Source organism: Mycobacterium sp. E183, from assembly GCF_001667735.1.
GTDB lineage: Bacteria > Actinomycetota > Actinomycetes > Mycobacteriales > Mycobacteriaceae > Mycobacterium.
The window spans coordinates 27,900-43,748 of the sequence record NZ_LZJN01000163.1; the positions used below are offsets into that span (position 1 = coordinate 27,900).

Sequence of the window (15,849 nt, forward strand, 5' to 3'; positions counted from 1 at the left end):
CGATCGCCACAGGGCTGACAGTGGCGACCCGCCACGCCCGGCGACGCCGCGCTTGCGATCGCCACAGTTGACGCGGGCGGTCGCGACCGCCACGATGGCTGCATGCGGTATGTCGTTACCGGCGGTACCGGGTTTATTGGTCGCCGCGTCGTCGCCCGGCTGCTGGACACCCAACCCGATGCGCAGGTGTGGGTGCTGGTCCGGCGGGAGTCGCTGGGGCGTTTCGAACGGCTCGCGGCCGAGTGGAGTGACCGGGCCAAACCGCTGGTCGGAGCGCTGCCGGAGCTGGAGCTGGCCGACGAGACCCTCGCCGAGCTGGGCAGCATCGACCACGTCGTGCACTGCGCGGCCATCTACGACATCACCGCCGGCGAGCCCGAGCAGCGGGCCACCAATGTCGAGGGGACCCGCGCCGTCATCGAGCTGGCTCAGCGACTCGGCGCGACGCTGCACCACGTGTCCTCGATCGCGGTCGCGGGGGACTTCCCCGGCGAATACACCGAGGACGACTTCGATGTCGGCCAGCCGTTGCCGACCCCGTATCACCGGACCAAGTTCGAGGCCGAGTTGCTGGTGCGGTCGGCGCCCGGGCTGCGTTATCGGATCTACCGCCCGGCGGTGGTGGTCGGCGATTCGCGCACCGGCGAGATGGACAAGATCGACGGGCCGTACTACTTCTTCGGCGTGCTGGCCAAGCTGGCGGTGCTGCCCAGGTTGACGCCGATCATGCTCCCCGACACCGGCCGCACCAACATCGTGCCGGTCGACTACGTCGTCGACGCGCTCGTGGCGCTGATGCATGCCGACGGTCTGGACGGCCGCGCCTTCCACCTCACCGCCCCCAAAACCGTTGGGCTGCGGGGCATCTACCGCGGCGTCGCCAAGGCGGCCGGGCTCCCGCCGGCGCGCGGGTCGCTGCCCGGCTCGGTGGCCGCCCCGGTGCTGAAGGTGCGCGGGCGGGCCAGGGTGCTGCGCAACATGGCGGCCACCCAGCTCGGTATCCCGGCCGAGGTCTTCGACCTGGTCGACCTCAAGCCCACCTTCATCAGCGACCAGACCCGGAAAGCCTTGCGCGGCAAGGGCATCGAGGTGCCCGAGTTCTCCAGTTACGCGCCCGGGCTGTGGCGGTACTGGGCCGAGTACCTGGACCCGGACCGGGCGCGCCGCGACGACCCGCACGGGCCGCTGCACGGCCGGCACGTCATCATCACCGGCGCGTCCAGCGGCATCGGCCGGGCGGCGGCCATCGCGGTGGCCGAGCGCGGGGCGACGGTGTTCGCCCTGGCCCGCAACGCCGACGCGCTGGATCAACTGGTCGCCGAGATCCGCGCGGCCGGCGGTGACGCCCACGCCTTCACTTGCGACGTCACCGATTCCACCTCGGTCGAGCACACCATCAAGGACATCCTGGGCCGCTTCGACCACGTCGACTACCTGGTGAACAACGCCGGCCGGTCGATCCGCCGCTCGGTGGTCAACTCGACCGACCGGCTGCACGACTACGAGCGGGTCATGGCGGTCAACTACTTCGGCGCGGTGCGGATGGTGCTGGCGCTACTGCCCCACTGGCGCGAGCGCCGCTTCGGTCATGTGGTCAACGTCTCCAGCGCCGGCGTGCAGGCCCGCAATCCGAAGTACAGCTCGTACCTGCCCACCAAGGCGGCGCTGGACGCGTTCGCCGACGTGGTCGGCTCGGAGACGCTGTCCGACCACATCACGTTCACCAATATTCATATGCCACTGGTCCGTACGCCGATGATCGCGCCGTCGCACCGGCTCAACCCGGTGCCCGCGATCAGCCCGGAGCGCGCCGCCGCCATGGTGGTGCGCGGGCTGGTCGAGAAGCCGGCGCGCATCGACACCCCCCTCGGAACGCTGGCCGAGGTGGGCAACTACTTCGCGCCGCGGACGTCCAGGCGGATCCTGCACCAGCTGTACCTCGGTTACCCCGACTCGGCCGCGGCCCGCGGACTGCCCACCGAGCCGCCCGCCGCGCCCCCGCCGCGGCGCAAGCCGAGGCGGCCCGTCCGCGCCGTCACCGGCGGCATCCGGACGCCGCGGGGAGTCAAACGGTTGGTGCGCCGGGTGCCCGGGGTGCACTGGTAGTCCGGGCGTTTCAGCCGCGCCTGATTGCGGTATTCCGGCGCGATGACCCGGACGCTTTCCGCGAAACGGGCGGACGCCGACCCGGTGGCCGCCGCGGCCCGCCTGGTCGCCACGCGAGGCGTCGCGGTGATGTCCTCACTCGACGTGACGCGGAGCCTGGGCGCCGGCCGCGAGGAGTGGACCCGATTCGCCCGGCACTGGCAGCAGCTGGGACCCGACCCGTACGCCGCGGAGCTGGGGGTGCAGCGGCTGCGCCGGTACGGCCAGTACTCCTTTCGCGACGGTGCGCTGCGCCCGGTGCCCAGGAGCACGTTCGCGCAGCCCGAGGACTCCAACCCCCTCTACATCGGCAAGGACCGCGACTTCGAGCCGCTGACCGACGCTTTCGCCCGGGATCCGTTGCTGCGCAGGATCATCGACCTGCTGGCCCGAGTGGCGGCGGCGCTGGACGACGTCGCGGACTGGAACGTCAAGGTGCATCCGTTCCGGGTCCGGTCCTTGTCCGACGACGGCGGCCATCCGACGCCGGAGGGCATGCACCGCGACGGCGTCACCCTGGTCAGCTCACTGCTGGTCGGGCGGCGCAACGCCATCGGCGGCGAGAGCACGGTGAATGACCGCGACGGCAGGCAGTTGCTGGCGACGACGCTGGCCGAACCCGGCACGCTGATGTTGGGCGACGACCGCCGCACCCTGCACGGCGTCTCCCCGATCCGCCCGATCGACGGCTCGGGCCCCGCCCAGCGCGACGTCCTGGTGGTCACCTTCGCCTCGGCGTGGCCCTGAGCGACGGTATCGTTGCCGCGGTGAGGCCCGTATTCGTCGACGTCGACACCGGCGTCGACGACGCGCTGGCGCTGATGTACCTGTTCGCCAGCCCGGACGCCGACGTGGTCGGCATCGCCTCCACCGGGGGAAACGTTGCGGTGCAGCAGGTTTGCGAGAACAACCTGGGCCTGCTCGAGCTGTGCGGGCGCACCGGCGTGCCGGTCTCCAAGGGCGCCGAGGAGACCCTCACCGGGCCGATGAGCCTGCCGTCGAAGGTTCACGGCCCTCGCGGACTGGGCTATGCCGAACTGCCAGCCACCGATCGCCGGCTCACCGTCCACGACTCGGCGACCGCGTGGGTGCGCGCCGCGCGCGCCCATCCCGGTGAGCTGATCGGCGTGGCCACCGGCCCGCTGACCAATCTGGCGCTGGCGCTGCGCGCCGAGCCGGCGCTGCCGACGCTGGTGCGCCGGCTGGTCGTCATGGGCGGCTCCTACGATCACCGCGGCAACACCACCGCGGTGGCCGAATGGAACATCAGCGTGGACCCCGAGGCCGCGGCCGAGGTCCTGGACGCCTGGGCGACCGTTGAGCCGCAACGGCTTCCGATCCTGTGCGGCCTGGATCTGACCCGCAAGGTGGCGATGACGCCGGAGCACCTCACCAGGCTGGCCGCCGCTGCCGGGTCGACGACGATGCCGATGAGCGCGGGCGACGAGCCCGGCACGCGGTCGACCGCGTCCAACGCGTTGATACGGGTGATCGAGGACGCGATGCGGTTCTACCTGGAGGCCTACCACGACATCGGCCACGGCTTCCAGGCGCACCTGCACGATCCGCTGGCCGCCGCCGCGGCGCTGGACCCGGGGCTCGTCACCATCCGGCCCGCGACGGTGGACATCGAGCTGACCGGCACGCTGACCCGCGCCATGACCGTGACCGACTGGTCGGGGCGCCGAGAACCCAACGCGCTGATCGGGATCGACGTGGACGCGGCGGCCTTCTTCGACCGGTTTATCGAACGGGTTGGGAGCTTCGCCCGCCGGTTATCCAACACCCCATGAAGATCCGCCTCATCGAAGTTCTGCGCGCGGGGTGGGGTGCCGCGCTGCTGACCGCCCCCTCCGGGGTGCTCGGCCACATCCACGGGGTGCAGGTCGACCGCAAGTCGCTCGTCGTCACCCGGATCCTGGGCGGGCGCCACCTGGTCCAGGCACTGCTCTCGGGCATCAATCCCGGCCCGGAGGTGCTGGCGGCCGGCGTGTGGGTCGACACCGTGCACTCCGCGACGGCGCTCGGCCTCGCCGCGGCGGACCGGCACCGCGCCCGCGGCGGGGTGACCGACGCCGCCGGCTCGGCGTCGTGGGCGGCCCTGGGCTGGCGCCACCTGCGCACCGGTCAGGCCAGGACCGACCGCGTCCGGGGCCGCGACCGGCTGGCCCGCGCGGTGGTGGGCGCGCTCCCCGGCGGTGGCGGGCTGATGGCGCAGGCGCGGGCGGTCCGCTGCGGGCGGGCCTAGGAAGTCATTTCTGCAACGTGAATTGATTGACGTCGATGTATCCGATGCGGAACATCTCGGCGCAGCCGGTCAGGTATTTCATGTACCGTTCGTACACTTCCTCGGATTGCAGCTCGATGGCCTGGTCCTTGTGGGCTTGCAGCGCGGCAGACCAGATGTCGAGCGTCTTCGCGTAGTGCGGCTGCAACGACTGGACGCGACTAACTGTGAAGCCATTCGCGGTGGCGCGTTCTTGCACCATCGGTATCGAGGGCAGTCGCCCGCCCGGAAAGATCTCGGTCACAATGAATTTGACGAATCGGGCGAATGTAAACGAGATGGGCATGCCGCGTTCGACCATCTCCGTCGGATGAAGCCCGGTGATGGTGTGCAACAACATGATCCCGTCATCGGGCAGCAGGTCATGCGCCAGGGTGAAGAACGCGTCGTAGCGCTCGTGCCCGAAGTGTTCGAAGGCGCCGATGCTGACAATCCGGTCGACGGGCTCGTCGAACTGTTCCCAGCCGCGCAGCAGAATCCTCGCCGAACGCGGGCTGGCGGATTGGGCGATCAGCCGCTCGACGTGATCGGCCTGGTTGCGACTCAGGGTGAGGCCGACGACGTTGACGTCGTACTTTTCGAGGGCGCGCATCATCGTGGCCCCCCAGCCGCAGCCGACGTCGAGCAACGTCATACCCGGTTGCAACCCAAGTTTGCCCAGGGCGAGGTCGATTTTGGCGATCTGCGCCTCTTCCAGCGTCATGTCGTCGCGCTCGAAGTAGGCGCAGCTGTACGTCTGGGTGGGGTCGAGGAAAAGCCGGAAGAATTCGTCCGACAAATCGTAGTGGGCCTGCACATCGTCGAAGTGCGGCGTTAAATCCGTCCCCTCGGGGGGCTCCGACGTCGTAGGCATCGTGACAGCCTAGTCGCCGATTTGAGCACGCCGGAAACAGTGAAGTCTCCCGGTCCCTCTGGCATCGGTACGGGGGTGGGGATGACGCCCATCCGGTGCGGATAGCGCCGTCACTCGTAGCTGCCTTCGAGGTACCAGCGCCGCTGGCGGTAGCACAGCAGAAACGCCCGCTCGCCCTCCAGCAAGACCTGCGCGCGGGCGGTGCGGCCCCTTCCCACGTCGGGATCCCACCACCGCTCGTCGACCGGCCATGGCCCGGCCCACCAGTCCAGCCGCTCGTCCTTGCCGTGCACGGTCAGCCGCGCCGGGTCGGCGGAGAACAGCCCACGGCCGGTCACCCGCACCGAATTCCCTTGGCCGTCAAGCAGTTCCACCGGGTCGTCCAGCAAAACCGCCGGTGACGGCTCGGGCAGCCGCCCGGGCCACGGCAGACTCGGGTCGGCCCGCGGCGCCGGTTCGTCGCCCAGCGGGGTCAACGTGATGCGTTCGGCCGGCCCGCGCCCGCCGGACAGCACCGGCACCCGCACCGCCTCCGGGCCGAGCAGGCCCTGCACCCGCACCAGGGCGCGACGGGCCCGCAGCCGGTCCTCCTCGCCGAGGCCGCCCCACAGCGGCAGCTGCAGCGCCTCGGCCGACACCACCTCGACCGCCTGCAACCGCAGCAGGGTCACCGGCGCCGTCGGGCGGGGATTGCGCGTGGTCCGGCTGCTCAACCAGCCGTCCAGTTGCCAGCGCACCCGGTCGGCGGTGGCGTCCTCGGTCAACGGCTCGGCGCATCGCCACACCCGGTGCAGTTCTTCGCCGTTGGCGGTGACGGCGTGAATGCCCAGCCGGGTGCAGCCCACCCCGGCGCCCATCAGAGTCCGATGCAGCGCGGCGGCCAGCGAGCGGCCGGCGAAGGCCGCGGCGTCGACCCTGTCTATCGGCGGGTCGCAGTCCAGCACGGCCTCCAGCTCTTCCGGCGGCTCGCGTCCGGACGGTCCCCGCTCGGGTTCACCGCGGGCCAACCGGTGCGCGGCCACCCCGTCGGCGCCGAACCGGGAGGCCACGTCGGTGGCCGACAGCGCGGCGAATTGCCCGATGGTGCGAATCCCCATGCGCCACAACAGGTCCGTCAGCTCTTCCCGGCCAGGACCACACAGGCTGGGTTCGGTGGCGAGTTGGCGGATAGACAGCACAGACAGGAACTTCGCGTCACCGCCCGCCGGGACGATCCGGCCCGCCCGCGCGGCGAAGACCGCGGTGGACAGCCGGTCTGCGACCCCGACCTGGCACTCGGCGCCGGCCGCAGCCACCGCATCGATCAGCCGCTCGGCGGCGTCGGCCTCGGAGCCGAAATAGCGGGCCGCCCCGCGCACCGGCAACACCAAGAGCCCGGGCCGCAGCACCTCGGCACGCGGCACCAGGTCGTCCACCGCCGCGATGACCGACTCGAAGAAGCGGGCGTCGCGGTCCGCGTCGGCGGTGGTGACGTGCAGCTGCGGGCAGCGGGCCGCCGCCTCCCGGCGCCGCAGCCCCCGCCGCACCCCCGCCGCGCGGGCGGCCGCCGAACAGGCGATCACCCGATTGGCCAACGTGACCGCCACCGGGGCGGTCGCGGAGAGGCCGGCGGCCGCGGCCGCGGCGACCGCGGGCCAGTCCATGCACCAGATGGCCAGCACCCGGGATGCCACTGGTGAATTCACCCGGCTCGCGCCCGGGCGGTCACCCGCCGGCCCGCACACACCCCGCTGACCTGCAGCCGCACCCGGCTGATCCGGCCGAACCCAGGGCGGCCCCCCGAGGTGAGCTCGTAACCGCAGACCCGAGCCTCCAGCCGGGTGGGCGCCCCCTGCCAGTCACCGTCGGTGACCAGCACGGTGCACCCCTTGTTGCGGGCCCGCGCTACCACCGCCCGCGCCCGGGTCTGCGGCACCCGGCGCCCGCCCAGGCCGAGGACCACCAGATCCATGCCGTCGACGAGCACCGCGGCCACCTCCACCGGGTCGGTGCCGGGATCCGGGATCACCGCGACCCGGCTCAGATCCGCCCCCATCTCCGCGGCCGCCAACAGCCCGATGTCCGGCTGGCCGACGATTGCCACGTTGCCGCCCGCCGCCGTCACCGCGGCCACCATGCTCAGCAGCAGCGACCGGGCGCCCGAGAGGACCGCCACCGATCCGCGCGGCAGGGGCGCCGGCAGCGACTCCGCCAACCACCGCGGCAGCGCCAGTTGGGCTTCCGATTCCGGCAGCAGATCGTCGGCACGGGTGGCCGCGGGCCCCGGCGCCTTCCCGGTGATCACGGCCATCCGCCGCCGAAGCGATTCGAGCTGCTCAGCGCGATTTTCGGAGGCCAAAGCCGCGGTCATGACTGCCTCCTGTTCGAATGTATGTTCGATACAGTTGGAGTAAACACCCGCCCTCCGACAACCGTCAAGAAACGTGAGAGGCTGCTTTATGCGGTCGTTGCTGGTGTGGCTGATGGTGCTCTTTTGCTGTACTTTTCCGGTGCCAAGTGCCGCCGCCCCCTGCCGGCAGGCGGAGCTGTTCGCCACCGACACCACCGATCCCCTGTTCGAGGTGCAGGCCACCGTGACGATCGCGTCAAGCGGCGCGGCGGTGACGGGATCGACCCCGCTCGACGGGGTGTACTGGTCGAGCGCGCTGCACCGGAACACCCGGGAGAGCTCGCGGGAATTTCATCTGTGCGGCGCCGACGGCTCGGTGCACGCCGCCGCCGAGGCGCTGCGCCGCCAGTTCGACCAAGAAGCGGTGCTGACCTTCGACTACGAGCCCACGCCGGACCAGGACGCGATCATCATCGCCGTGCCGGAAGTCGACATCGCCCGCTTCGGCGACGCGCTGGCGGCCGACCCGGCCGCCCGCGACCGCATCCGGGGTGGATCGGTCACCACCACCGACCACACCTTGATCCTGGTCGCGGGAAACCACGATCGAGACGTCGCCCGACGACTCGTCGGCGAAGCCGGCGGCAACTGGGCAGCCGCCACGATCGCTTACGGCCGAAGCGAATTCGTGGAGTAGCCACGCTCTCGAGTGTGCGGCTGGCCGCACGTTCGGCCACGAGTGTGCGGCTGGCCGCACGTTCGTCGCAAAAAGCGACGCGCCTTCACTCCCACTCGATGGTGCCGGGTGGTTTGCTGGTGATGTCGAGCACCACGCGGTTGACCTCGCGGACCTCGTTGGTGATGCGGGTCGAGATGCGCTCCAGCACCTCGTAGGGCACCCGGGTCCAGTCGGCGGTCATGGCGTCCTCGCTGGACACCGGCCGCAGCACGATCGGATGCCCGTACGTCCGGCCGTCACCCTGCACACCGACCGAGCGGACCTCGGCCAGCAACACCACCGGGCACTGCCAGATCAGGTTGTCCAGGCCGGCGGCGGTGAGTTCCTCGCGCGCGATCGAGTCGGCGCGCCGCAGGGTCTCCAACCGCGCCGCGGTGACCTCGCCGACGATTCGGATGCCCAACCCGGGCCCCGGAAAGGGTTGGCGTGCAACGATTTCCTCCGGCAGGCCCAGCTCGCGCCCGACGGCGCGCACCTCGTCCTTGAACAGCAGCCGCAGCGGCTCGACGAGCCGGAACTTCAGGTCGTCGGGCAGACCGCCGACATTGTGATGGCTCTTGATGTTGGCGGTTCCGCTGCCCCCGCCAGACTCCACCACGTCGGGATACAGCGTGCCCTGCACCAGGAACTCGACCTCGGATCCGGTGTCGCTCAGGATGTCTCGGACCGCGCCCTCGAAGGCCCGGATGAACTGGCGGCCGATGATCTTGCGCTTGCCCTCGGGGTTGGTCACCCCCGACAGCGCCTGCAGGAAGGTGTCCGCGGCGTCGACGGTGACCAGGTTGGCGCCGGTGGCGGCGACGAAGTCGCGCTGCACCTGCGCGCGCTCGCCGGCACGAAGGAGCCCGTGGTCGACGAAGACGCAGGTCAGCCGGTCGCCGATGGCGCGCTGCACCAGCGCGGCCGCCACCGCCGAGTCCACCCCGCCGGACAGCCCGCAGATCGCGTGCCCGTCACCGATCTGTTCGCGCACCTGCTCGACCAGCGCGCCGGCGATGTTGGCGGGCGTCCACTCCGCGCCCAGCCCGGCGAAGTCGTGCAGGAACCGGCTGAGCACCTGCTGCCCGTGCGGGGTGTGCATGACCTCGGGGTGGTACTGCACCCCGGCCAGGCGGCGGCTCCGGTTCTCGAAGGCGGCCACTGTCGCGCCCGCGCTGCTGGCGACCACGTCGAACCCCTCCGGCGCGGCGGTGACCGCGTCGCCGTGACTCATCCAGACCGGCTGAGTGCTTGGCAGCCCCGAATGCAATTCGCCGCCAACAACTTTCAGCTCGGTGCGGCCGTATTCGCTGGTGCCGGTGCGGGCGACCGTCCCGCCCAGGGCCTGCGCCATGGCCTGGAATCCGTAGCAGATGCCGAACACCGGCACACCGAGGTCGAACACCGCCGGATCGAGCTGCGGGGCGCCCTCCTCGTAGACGCTGGACGGCCCCCCGGACAGCACCAGCGCCGACGGCTGCCGGGCCTTGATCTCGTCGATCGACGCCGTGTGCGGGATGACCTCGGAGAAGACCCGCGCCTCGCGGACGCGCCGGGCGATCAGCTGCGCATATTGGGCGCCGAAGTCGACCACCAACACGGGCCGCGGCGAGGGGGTTTCCACGGCAGCCAGCTTAGTGGCCGGCTGGGACCGCCCCGGTGGGGCCGTGCCCACGCCCGCCTCACATCAGGTGCGTGGGCTGCGCAATGCCGAATCGGGTGCCGGCGTAGCGCTTCAGCGCCGCCGGGCTGAAGTACACGTGCTGGCCGGCGGTGTGCAGGTCGCGGAAGCATCGTTGCAGGGGGTGGCCTGCGTGCACCGCGCCCGCCCCGGCCAAGCCGAACGCCGTGTCGACCGCGTGGCGCGCCGCTCGCATCGCCTGCTGGGCGGCGAGCTGGAAGCCGGCGCGCTGCTGAAGCGGCGGCGGATCGCCGGCCCGGGCGGTTTCCCACAGGGCGCCCGCCTCGTCGAGGACGAAGGCGCGGGCGGATTTCAAACCGGCGTCGGCCCGGGCGAACTCGACTTGGGCGGCGGGGTCGGCGGCGAGCGGCTCGAACGTGCCGGCGCGCGCCTTCGTCGGTGCGAGGTCGGCGAATTCGTCGAGTGCGCGCCGCGCGATCCCGAGCGGGACGCCGACCAGGCCCACTCCCACCAGGGTGAAGAACGGCAGCCGCCACAACGGGCCGTCCCGGCGGGCCGGTTCGAAGAACGGGCTGATGGTGTGTTCCTCGGCGACGTGCACGCCGCGCGCAACCACGTCGTTGCTGCCGGTGGCGCGCAACCCCAGGACGTCCCAGTTGTCGACGATCTCGATGTCCGCGCGCGGGAAGAACGCCAGGCGCCAGTCGGGGCCGCGCCCGGGCAGCATCCGCGGCGCGTCACCGTCGAAGACGAACATCCCGCCCAGCATCCATTCGGCGTGGCGGCAACCGCTGGCGAACGGCCACCGGCCGTCGACCGCGAACCGGCCGCGGCCGTCCGGGACGGCGCGCCCGGTGGGGGCGAACACCGTGGCCGCCAGGAAGTCGGCGTCCGGACCGAACAGCGCTGCTGCGGCGGCGGGTTCGAGCCAGGCGGTGAACGCGGGCGCGCCCGCCCCGATCGCCGCGACCCAGCCCACCGAACCGTCGGCGCGCGCAAGTTCCTCGATCATCTCGATGAACTCGACTGGGGCCACTTCGAATCCGCCGAGCGAGCGCGGTTGAACGGCACGGAAAATGCCCGCGCCGCGCATCCGCTCGACCAGATCGATCGGCAAGGTGCCCAGCGCCTCGGCCTCGGCGGCGCGCCGCGTGATTTCGGGGGCCAGGGCACGCGCCACGTCGGCGGGATTGGCGCCGTCCGAAAGGCCGGCGGCGTGGCGGGTTGCGGTTGTCATCTCAAGCTCCCCAATTCTGATACAGTGAACTGTAATAGATACAGGAGCATGTACTCAATTATGGGATCTGTCAAGCGCGAGCCGGCCCGCCGGTACGACTCGACCCGTCGCAGGCAGCAGGCGCAGCACAACCGGCACGCGGTGCTCGCGGCCGCCCGGCGGCGCTTCCTGGCCCAGGGGTACGCGGCGACGACGATCGCCGAGATCGCCCGCGACGCCGCCGTGTCGGTCGAAACGGTGTACAAGACGTTCGCGACCAAGGCCGGCGTGTTGAAAGCGCTGTTCGATGTGTCGGTCGCCGGCGATGACGAGCCGATCCCGATGGTCGAGCGCGACGTCATCCAGGAGGTGGCCGACGCCACCGAGGCCGTCGACAAGCTGGAGCTCTACGCCAAGCACCTGGTCGCCAGCATGCCGCGCAGCGCACCGGTCCAGCTGCTCGCCCGCGACGGCGCCGCGGTGTCGCCGGACGCCGCCGCCGTCTGGAAGCAGATCAGGGACGAGACCCTGACCGGCATGACGATGTTCGCCTCCGACCTCGCCCGCACCGGGCAGCTGCGGGTCAACGCCAGACAGGCGCGAGACATCCTGTGGACCTATCACGCACCCGAGCTCTACGAGCTGCTCGTGCTCGAACGCGGCTGGTCGGTCAGCCGCTATGGCAAGTTCATCGCGCAGGCGTGGATCGACGCCCTGCTCGTCCGGTGAGTCCTACAGCCCGAACGCCTGCCGCACCGCGCCGACGGTTTGTGGATCGCCTTCGAAGTTGACGCGCCGCAGCGCCGCCCGTCGCTTCGCGTCGCTCACGCCCAGGCGCGCGCCGACCAGATCCGCGGCGCTGGCGGTGATCGTCACCGAAGGCTCGCCACGAGCGCCGGCGAGCCGCCCCTGCGTCACGGCGAATTCGAAACGGCGGCCGTCGATGTCGATGCGGATCGTCGCCTCCAGGCCGGCCGCCCCGGCCGAATCGAAGCCGAGCAGGAATCCGGCCAGGAAACCGTTCAAGGGCGTTCCCGGCCCGTCCCCGATCGGGTCCATCCGGTCCAGCCCGAACAACGCGACGCTCCGCAGCACGGGCAGCACCCGCTGCCAGCCCAGGTCGCTGAGCGTGTAGACGGTGCGCCCGATCGGGGCGGGCAGGTCGGTCCGGTCGACGATCCCCGCCTCCTGCAATTCCTTCAGCCGCTCGGCCAGCAGATTGGTCGCAATGCCCGGCAGCGCGTCGCGCAGGTCACCGTAGCGGCGCGCGCCGCCGACCAGCTCGCGCAGGATCAGCAGCGTCCACCGCTCGCCGAGGACGTCGAGGCCACGCGCGATCGGGCAATTCTGGTTGTAGTTCCTGCGGGACGCCACCACGCCAGTCTACCTACCGGAAGACGTCTTTTTCAACTTACTACTTGATTTATTTGTCTAGGAGCTTTAACGTCTTGTCCATGCCTATCGACCCGCTATTCCGGAACCGGCCGATCGCCGCGCTGGCCGTCATCTGCCTCGGTGTCTTCGTCATCAGCGTCGACGCCACCATCGTCAACGTCGCGCTGCCGACGCTGTCGCGCGAACTCGGGGCCGACACCGCCCAGCTGCAGTGGATCGTCGACGCCTACACCCTGGTGATGTCCGGCCTGCTGCTCTCGGCGGGCAGCCTGTCCGACCGGTACGGCCGGCGGGGGTGGCTCAACTCCGGGCTCGCACTCTTCGCCGCCACGTCCGCCCTTGCGGCACAGGCGAATTCGGCCGACCAGCTGATCGCCGCACGCGCCGCCATGGGCGTGGGCGCGGCGGTGATCTTTCCGACCACGCTCGGACTGATCACCAACATCTTCACCGACGCGGGCGCGCGCGCCAAGGCGATCGGGCTGTGGGCGGCGATGGTGGGCGTCGGGGTGGCCGTCGGACCGATCAGCGGTGGCTGGCTGCTCGAACACTTCTGGTGGGGCTCGATCTTCATGGTCAACATCCCCGTGGCCGCCGTGGCCATCATCGGCGGCTTCCTCTTCGTTCCGACCTCGCGCGACCCGGCCGCCCCGCGCGTCGACGTCCCCGGGCTGATCCTGTCCGCCGCCGGGATCACCGCCCTGGTCTACACGGTCATCCAGGCGCCCACCTGGGGATGGACCAACGGCCGGACCGCGGCCGGATTCGCCCTTGCGGCAACGGTCCTCGCCGTGTTCGCCTTGTGGGAGCGGCGCACCACGCATCCGATGCTTGACGTCTCGGTGTTCGTCAACCGCCGGTTCTCCGGCGGCAGCCTTGCGGTGACCGCCGGCTTCCTGACCTTGTTCGGGTTCATCTTCGTCATCACCCAGTACTTCCAATTCATCAAGGACTACACCGCGTTTCAGAGCGGCGTGCGGCTGCTTCCGGTCGCCGCCTCCATCGCGCTTGCCAGCATCCTGGGGCCCCGGCTAGTGGAACGAATCGGCACCACGGCCGTCGTCGCCGCCGGCCTCACCGTGTTCGCCGCCGGCCTGGCGTGGGCGTCCACGGCGAACGCCGCCACACCCTACGACCAGATCGCCATGCAGATGCTGCTGCTCGGTGGCGGCCTCGGCCTGACCGTTTCCCCGGCGACCGAGGCGATCATGGGGTCGCTGTCGGTGGACAAGGCCGGCGTCGGCTCGGCCGTCAACGACACCACGCGCGAACTCGGCGGCACGCTCGGGGTGGCCATCGCCGGCAGCATCTTCGCGTCGGTGTATTCCGGGCATCTCGGGGCGGATGCCTTGACCGGGCTGCCCGCCGAGCCGATGCGGCACTCGATGGCGCTGGCGCACAGGGTGATTCAGCAACTGCCCCCGCCACAAGCCGGCTATGTCCGCGGCGTCGTCGATCACGCGTTCCTCGACGGTCTGCGGGTGAGCTCGCTGGTATGCGCCGGCATCGCACTGGGCGCCGCAATCGTCGTCGGCTGGTTGTTGCCGGCGCGTCAAACCGAAAGGGAAGTGTCATGAACGGCAGCACGTATGTTCTCGGCCACGCCGACGCGGAGGTGCGGCGGCTGCTCCTGCAGGGCAGGCTCTACAACGACTACACCGAGCACGCGCTGCGCCTCGCCGGCCTGCGCCCGGGGATGCGGGTGCTCGACATCGGCAGCGGGCCCGGCGACGTCTCGTTCATCGCGGCCCGGCTGGTCGGCCCGACCGGGAGCGTCCTGGGGGTGGACGCCGCACCCGAGATGGTCGAGCTGGCCCGCGCCCGTGCGGCCGAACAGGGCCTGGGCACAGTACGTTTCATCCACTCCGCAATTGACGCGATCGAGCTGCACGAGCCCGTCGACGCGATCGTCGGCCGGTTGATCCTCATGCACCTGCCCGATCCGGCGACCGCCCTCGGCCGGCTCAGCTCGTTCGTGCGCCCCGGCGGCGTGATCGCGTTCTCCGAGAACGACATTGCCGCTGCGCGCAGCGTCCCGGAGATACCGCTATTCGGTCAGGTGATATCGGGGATCGTGCGGGCCTTCGAGGCCATGGGCCTGTCCGCGCGGTTCGGCACCACGCTGCACACGATCTTCGCCGACGCCGGCCTGGGCTCGCCGAGGCTCACCATCGGCGCGCCGATCGGGACGGCCGCCGACGCCGACATCCTGGCGTACGGCGCGGAAGTCTGGCGGCTGGTCTCCCCCATCGCACAACAGGGCGGCTTCGCCATCGACGAGGTCGCCGCGATCGGCAACTTCGTGCCGCTCTTCCGCGAGCAGGCGATCGCGGCCGACGCCCTCATCATGATGCCGCCCATCATCACGGCCTGGGTGCAGAAGTGAACGACACGATTGCGAGCCAGTACTCGACCGGCCTGTCGCGCGGCCAGATCGAGCGGGCGCTGATCTCGGCCGGTAAGGACCTGGACCGGCTGGCCCCGGCTGACCTGGGCCTGCTGGAGGACTTCCACACGATGGGCCGCGTGGCGACCGGACAGCTGGTGGACCTGGTGGGGATCACCGGTGACAGCGAGGTGCTCGATGCCGGCAGCGGCGTCGGCGGCACCGCCCGCTACGTCGCCGACCGCTACGGCTGCCACGTCACCGCGGTGGATCTCACCGCCGAATATTGCGAAACGCACCGCTGGCTCAATCGGCTCGTCGGGCTCGACGGCCGGATCTCCGTCCACCAATCCGACGTCACCGAACTCCCGTTCGCCGACGGCACTTTCGACGTCGTCATCAGCCAGCACGTCCAGATGAACGTGGCCGACAAGGCGCGCCTCTATTCCGAGGCGCACCGAGTGCTCAAGGACGGCGGACGGCTTGGCTTGTGGGACATCACAACCGCCGGAGCGGGTGCGCTCGACTTTCCCCTGCCGTGGGCCGACGCGCCCGCGCGCAGCCATCTGGTGACGCCCGGCGCGCTCCGCGCCGCCGTGCAGTCGGCGGGGTTCGTCGTCGAGCAGTGGAACGATCTCACCGACCAGGCCAGCGCGTTGATGCAGGCGATCCTCGCCCAGCCGTTTAGCCCGCTGGGGCTGCACGCCTTCGTCACCGACTTCGACCGCAAGGCCGGCAACCTCACCCGGGCGCTGGCCGACGGACGGCTTCGCGCCATCCAGGCGGTGTGTGTGAGGTGAAACCGGCGGGCCAGGTGGCGCGCTGATTGCTCGGCGTGGTGGAGTGGGTATCGCTTAACTAGTCGTCTTCAGACCAGG

The 15,849-nt window shown here is 70.7% G+C and carries 15 protein-coding genes; 9 read left to right on the top strand and 6 right to left on the bottom strand.

Annotated features, from left to right (window positions below; all coding sequences use genetic code 11):
* Positions 1 to 102: 102 nt before the first annotated feature.
* The 4 genes from A5691_RS19310 to A5691_RS19325 are packed head-to-tail and all read left to right on the top strand — an operon-like array spanning position 103 to position 4,393.
* Positions 103 to 2,106 carry an SDR family oxidoreductase gene (locus A5691_RS19310; protein ID WP_068018634.1) on the top strand — a complete coding sequence of 668 codons (2,004 nt, stop codon included), beginning with the start codon at positions 103 to 105 and terminating at the stop codon, positions 2,104 to 2,106.
* Positions 2,107 to 2,148: 42 nt separating this feature from the next.
* Entirely contained in the window at positions 2,149 to 2,892 is a 744-nt protein-coding gene (locus A5691_RS19315) for a 2OG-Fe dioxygenase family protein (protein ID WP_067754575.1), read from the top strand.
* Positions 2,893 to 2,912: 20 nt separating this feature from the next.
* On the top strand, positions 2,913 to 3,938 hold the full coding sequence (locus tag A5691_RS19320; protein WP_082950422.1) for a nucleoside hydrolase: 1,026 nt from the start codon (positions 2,913 to 2,915) through the stop codon (positions 3,936 to 3,938).
* Positions 3,935 to 4,393: a hypothetical protein gene (locus A5691_RS19325; RefSeq protein ID WP_068266760.1), complete on the top strand. Its 459-nt coding sequence runs from the start codon at positions 3,935 to 3,937 to the stop codon at positions 4,391 to 4,393. The genes A5691_RS19320 and A5691_RS19325 overlap by 4 nt, the downstream gene beginning before the upstream one ends.
* A 4-nt stretch (positions 4,394 to 4,397) precedes the next feature.
* Here A5691_RS19325 and cmaA1 read toward each other — a convergent pair whose 3' ends face one another.
* The 3 genes from cmaA1 to A5691_RS19340 all read right to left on the bottom strand — a co-directional run bounded on the left by cmaA1 (position 4,398) and on the right by A5691_RS19340 (position 7,635).
* Positions 4,398 to 5,285 (bottom strand): cyclopropane mycolic acid synthase CmaA1, encoded by an 888-nt coding sequence (cmaA1, locus tag A5691_RS19330; protein ID WP_067754569.1) that lies wholly within the window; start codon positions 5,283 to 5,285, stop codon positions 4,398 to 4,400.
* A 110-nt stretch (positions 5,286 to 5,395) separates the two neighbouring features.
* Complete coding sequence (locus A5691_RS19335) at positions 5,396 to 6,928, bottom strand: DNA polymerase Y family protein (protein ID WP_067887713.1); 1,533 nt, start codon at positions 6,926 to 6,928, stop codon at positions 5,396 to 5,398.
* Positions 6,929 to 6,966: 38 nt separating this feature from the next.
* Positions 6,967 to 7,635 carry a hypothetical protein gene (locus tag A5691_RS19340; RefSeq protein WP_067754566.1) on the bottom strand — a complete coding sequence of 223 codons (669 nt, stop codon included), beginning with the start codon at positions 7,633 to 7,635 and terminating at the stop codon, positions 6,967 to 6,969.
* 88 nt (positions 7,636 to 7,723) lie between these two features.
* Here A5691_RS19340 and A5691_RS19345 point away from each other — a divergent pair, with 88 nt between their 5' ends.
* Positions 7,724 to 8,311, top strand: a complete 588-nt coding sequence (locus tag A5691_RS19345; protein WP_369827149.1) for a hypothetical protein — start codon at positions 7,724 to 7,726, stop codon at positions 8,309 to 8,311.
* An 85-nt stretch (positions 8,312 to 8,396) separates the two neighbouring features.
* On the opposite strand, the gene guaA is transcribed toward A5691_RS19345, so the two are convergent.
* Positions 8,397 to 9,965, bottom strand: a complete 1,569-nt coding sequence (guaA, locus tag A5691_RS19350; RefSeq protein WP_197504983.1) for a glutamine-hydrolyzing GMP synthase — start codon at positions 9,963 to 9,965, stop codon at positions 8,397 to 8,399.
* 49 nt (positions 9,966 to 10,014) lie between these two features.
* Entirely contained in the window at positions 10,015 to 11,211 is a 1,197-nt protein-coding gene (locus A5691_RS19355; RefSeq protein WP_068018609.1) for an acyl-CoA dehydrogenase family protein, read from the bottom strand.
* 60 nt (positions 11,212 to 11,271) lie between these two features.
* Here A5691_RS19355 and A5691_RS19360 point away from each other — a divergent pair, with 60 nt between their 5' ends.
* Entirely contained in the window at positions 11,272 to 11,919 is a 648-nt protein-coding gene (locus A5691_RS19360; protein ID WP_156675715.1) for a TetR/AcrR family transcriptional regulator, read from the top strand.
* 3 nt (positions 11,920 to 11,922) lie between these two features.
* Here the strand turns inward: A5691_RS19360 and A5691_RS19365 are convergent, their stop codons facing one another.
* Positions 11,923 to 12,564 carry a helix-turn-helix domain-containing protein gene (locus A5691_RS19365; RefSeq protein WP_067754634.1) on the bottom strand — a complete coding sequence of 214 codons (642 nt, stop codon included), beginning with the start codon at positions 12,562 to 12,564 and terminating at the stop codon, positions 11,923 to 11,925.
* Between the two features lie 80 nt (positions 12,565 to 12,644).
* Here A5691_RS19365 and A5691_RS19370 point away from each other — a divergent pair, with 80 nt between their 5' ends.
* From A5691_RS19370 to A5691_RS19380, 3 genes are read left to right on the top strand one after another with little or no spacing between them, the layout of a single operon-like run.
* Positions 12,645 to 14,162, top strand: coding sequence for an MFS transporter (locus tag A5691_RS19370; protein WP_067754557.1), 1,518 nt, complete (start codon positions 12,645 to 12,647; stop codon positions 14,160 to 14,162).
* Positions 14,159 to 14,971, top strand: a complete 813-nt coding sequence (locus A5691_RS19375) for a methyltransferase domain-containing protein (RefSeq protein ID WP_068018606.1) — start codon at positions 14,159 to 14,161, stop codon at positions 14,969 to 14,971. The genes A5691_RS19370 and A5691_RS19375 overlap by 4 nt, the downstream gene beginning before the upstream one ends.
* Positions 14,968 to 15,771: a class I SAM-dependent methyltransferase gene (locus tag A5691_RS19380; RefSeq protein ID WP_067779756.1), complete on the top strand. Its 804-nt coding sequence runs from the start codon at positions 14,968 to 14,970 to the stop codon at positions 15,769 to 15,771. Before A5691_RS19375 ends, A5691_RS19380 begins: the two co-directional genes overlap by 4 nt.
* Positions 15,772 to 15,849 lie beyond the last annotated feature (78 nt).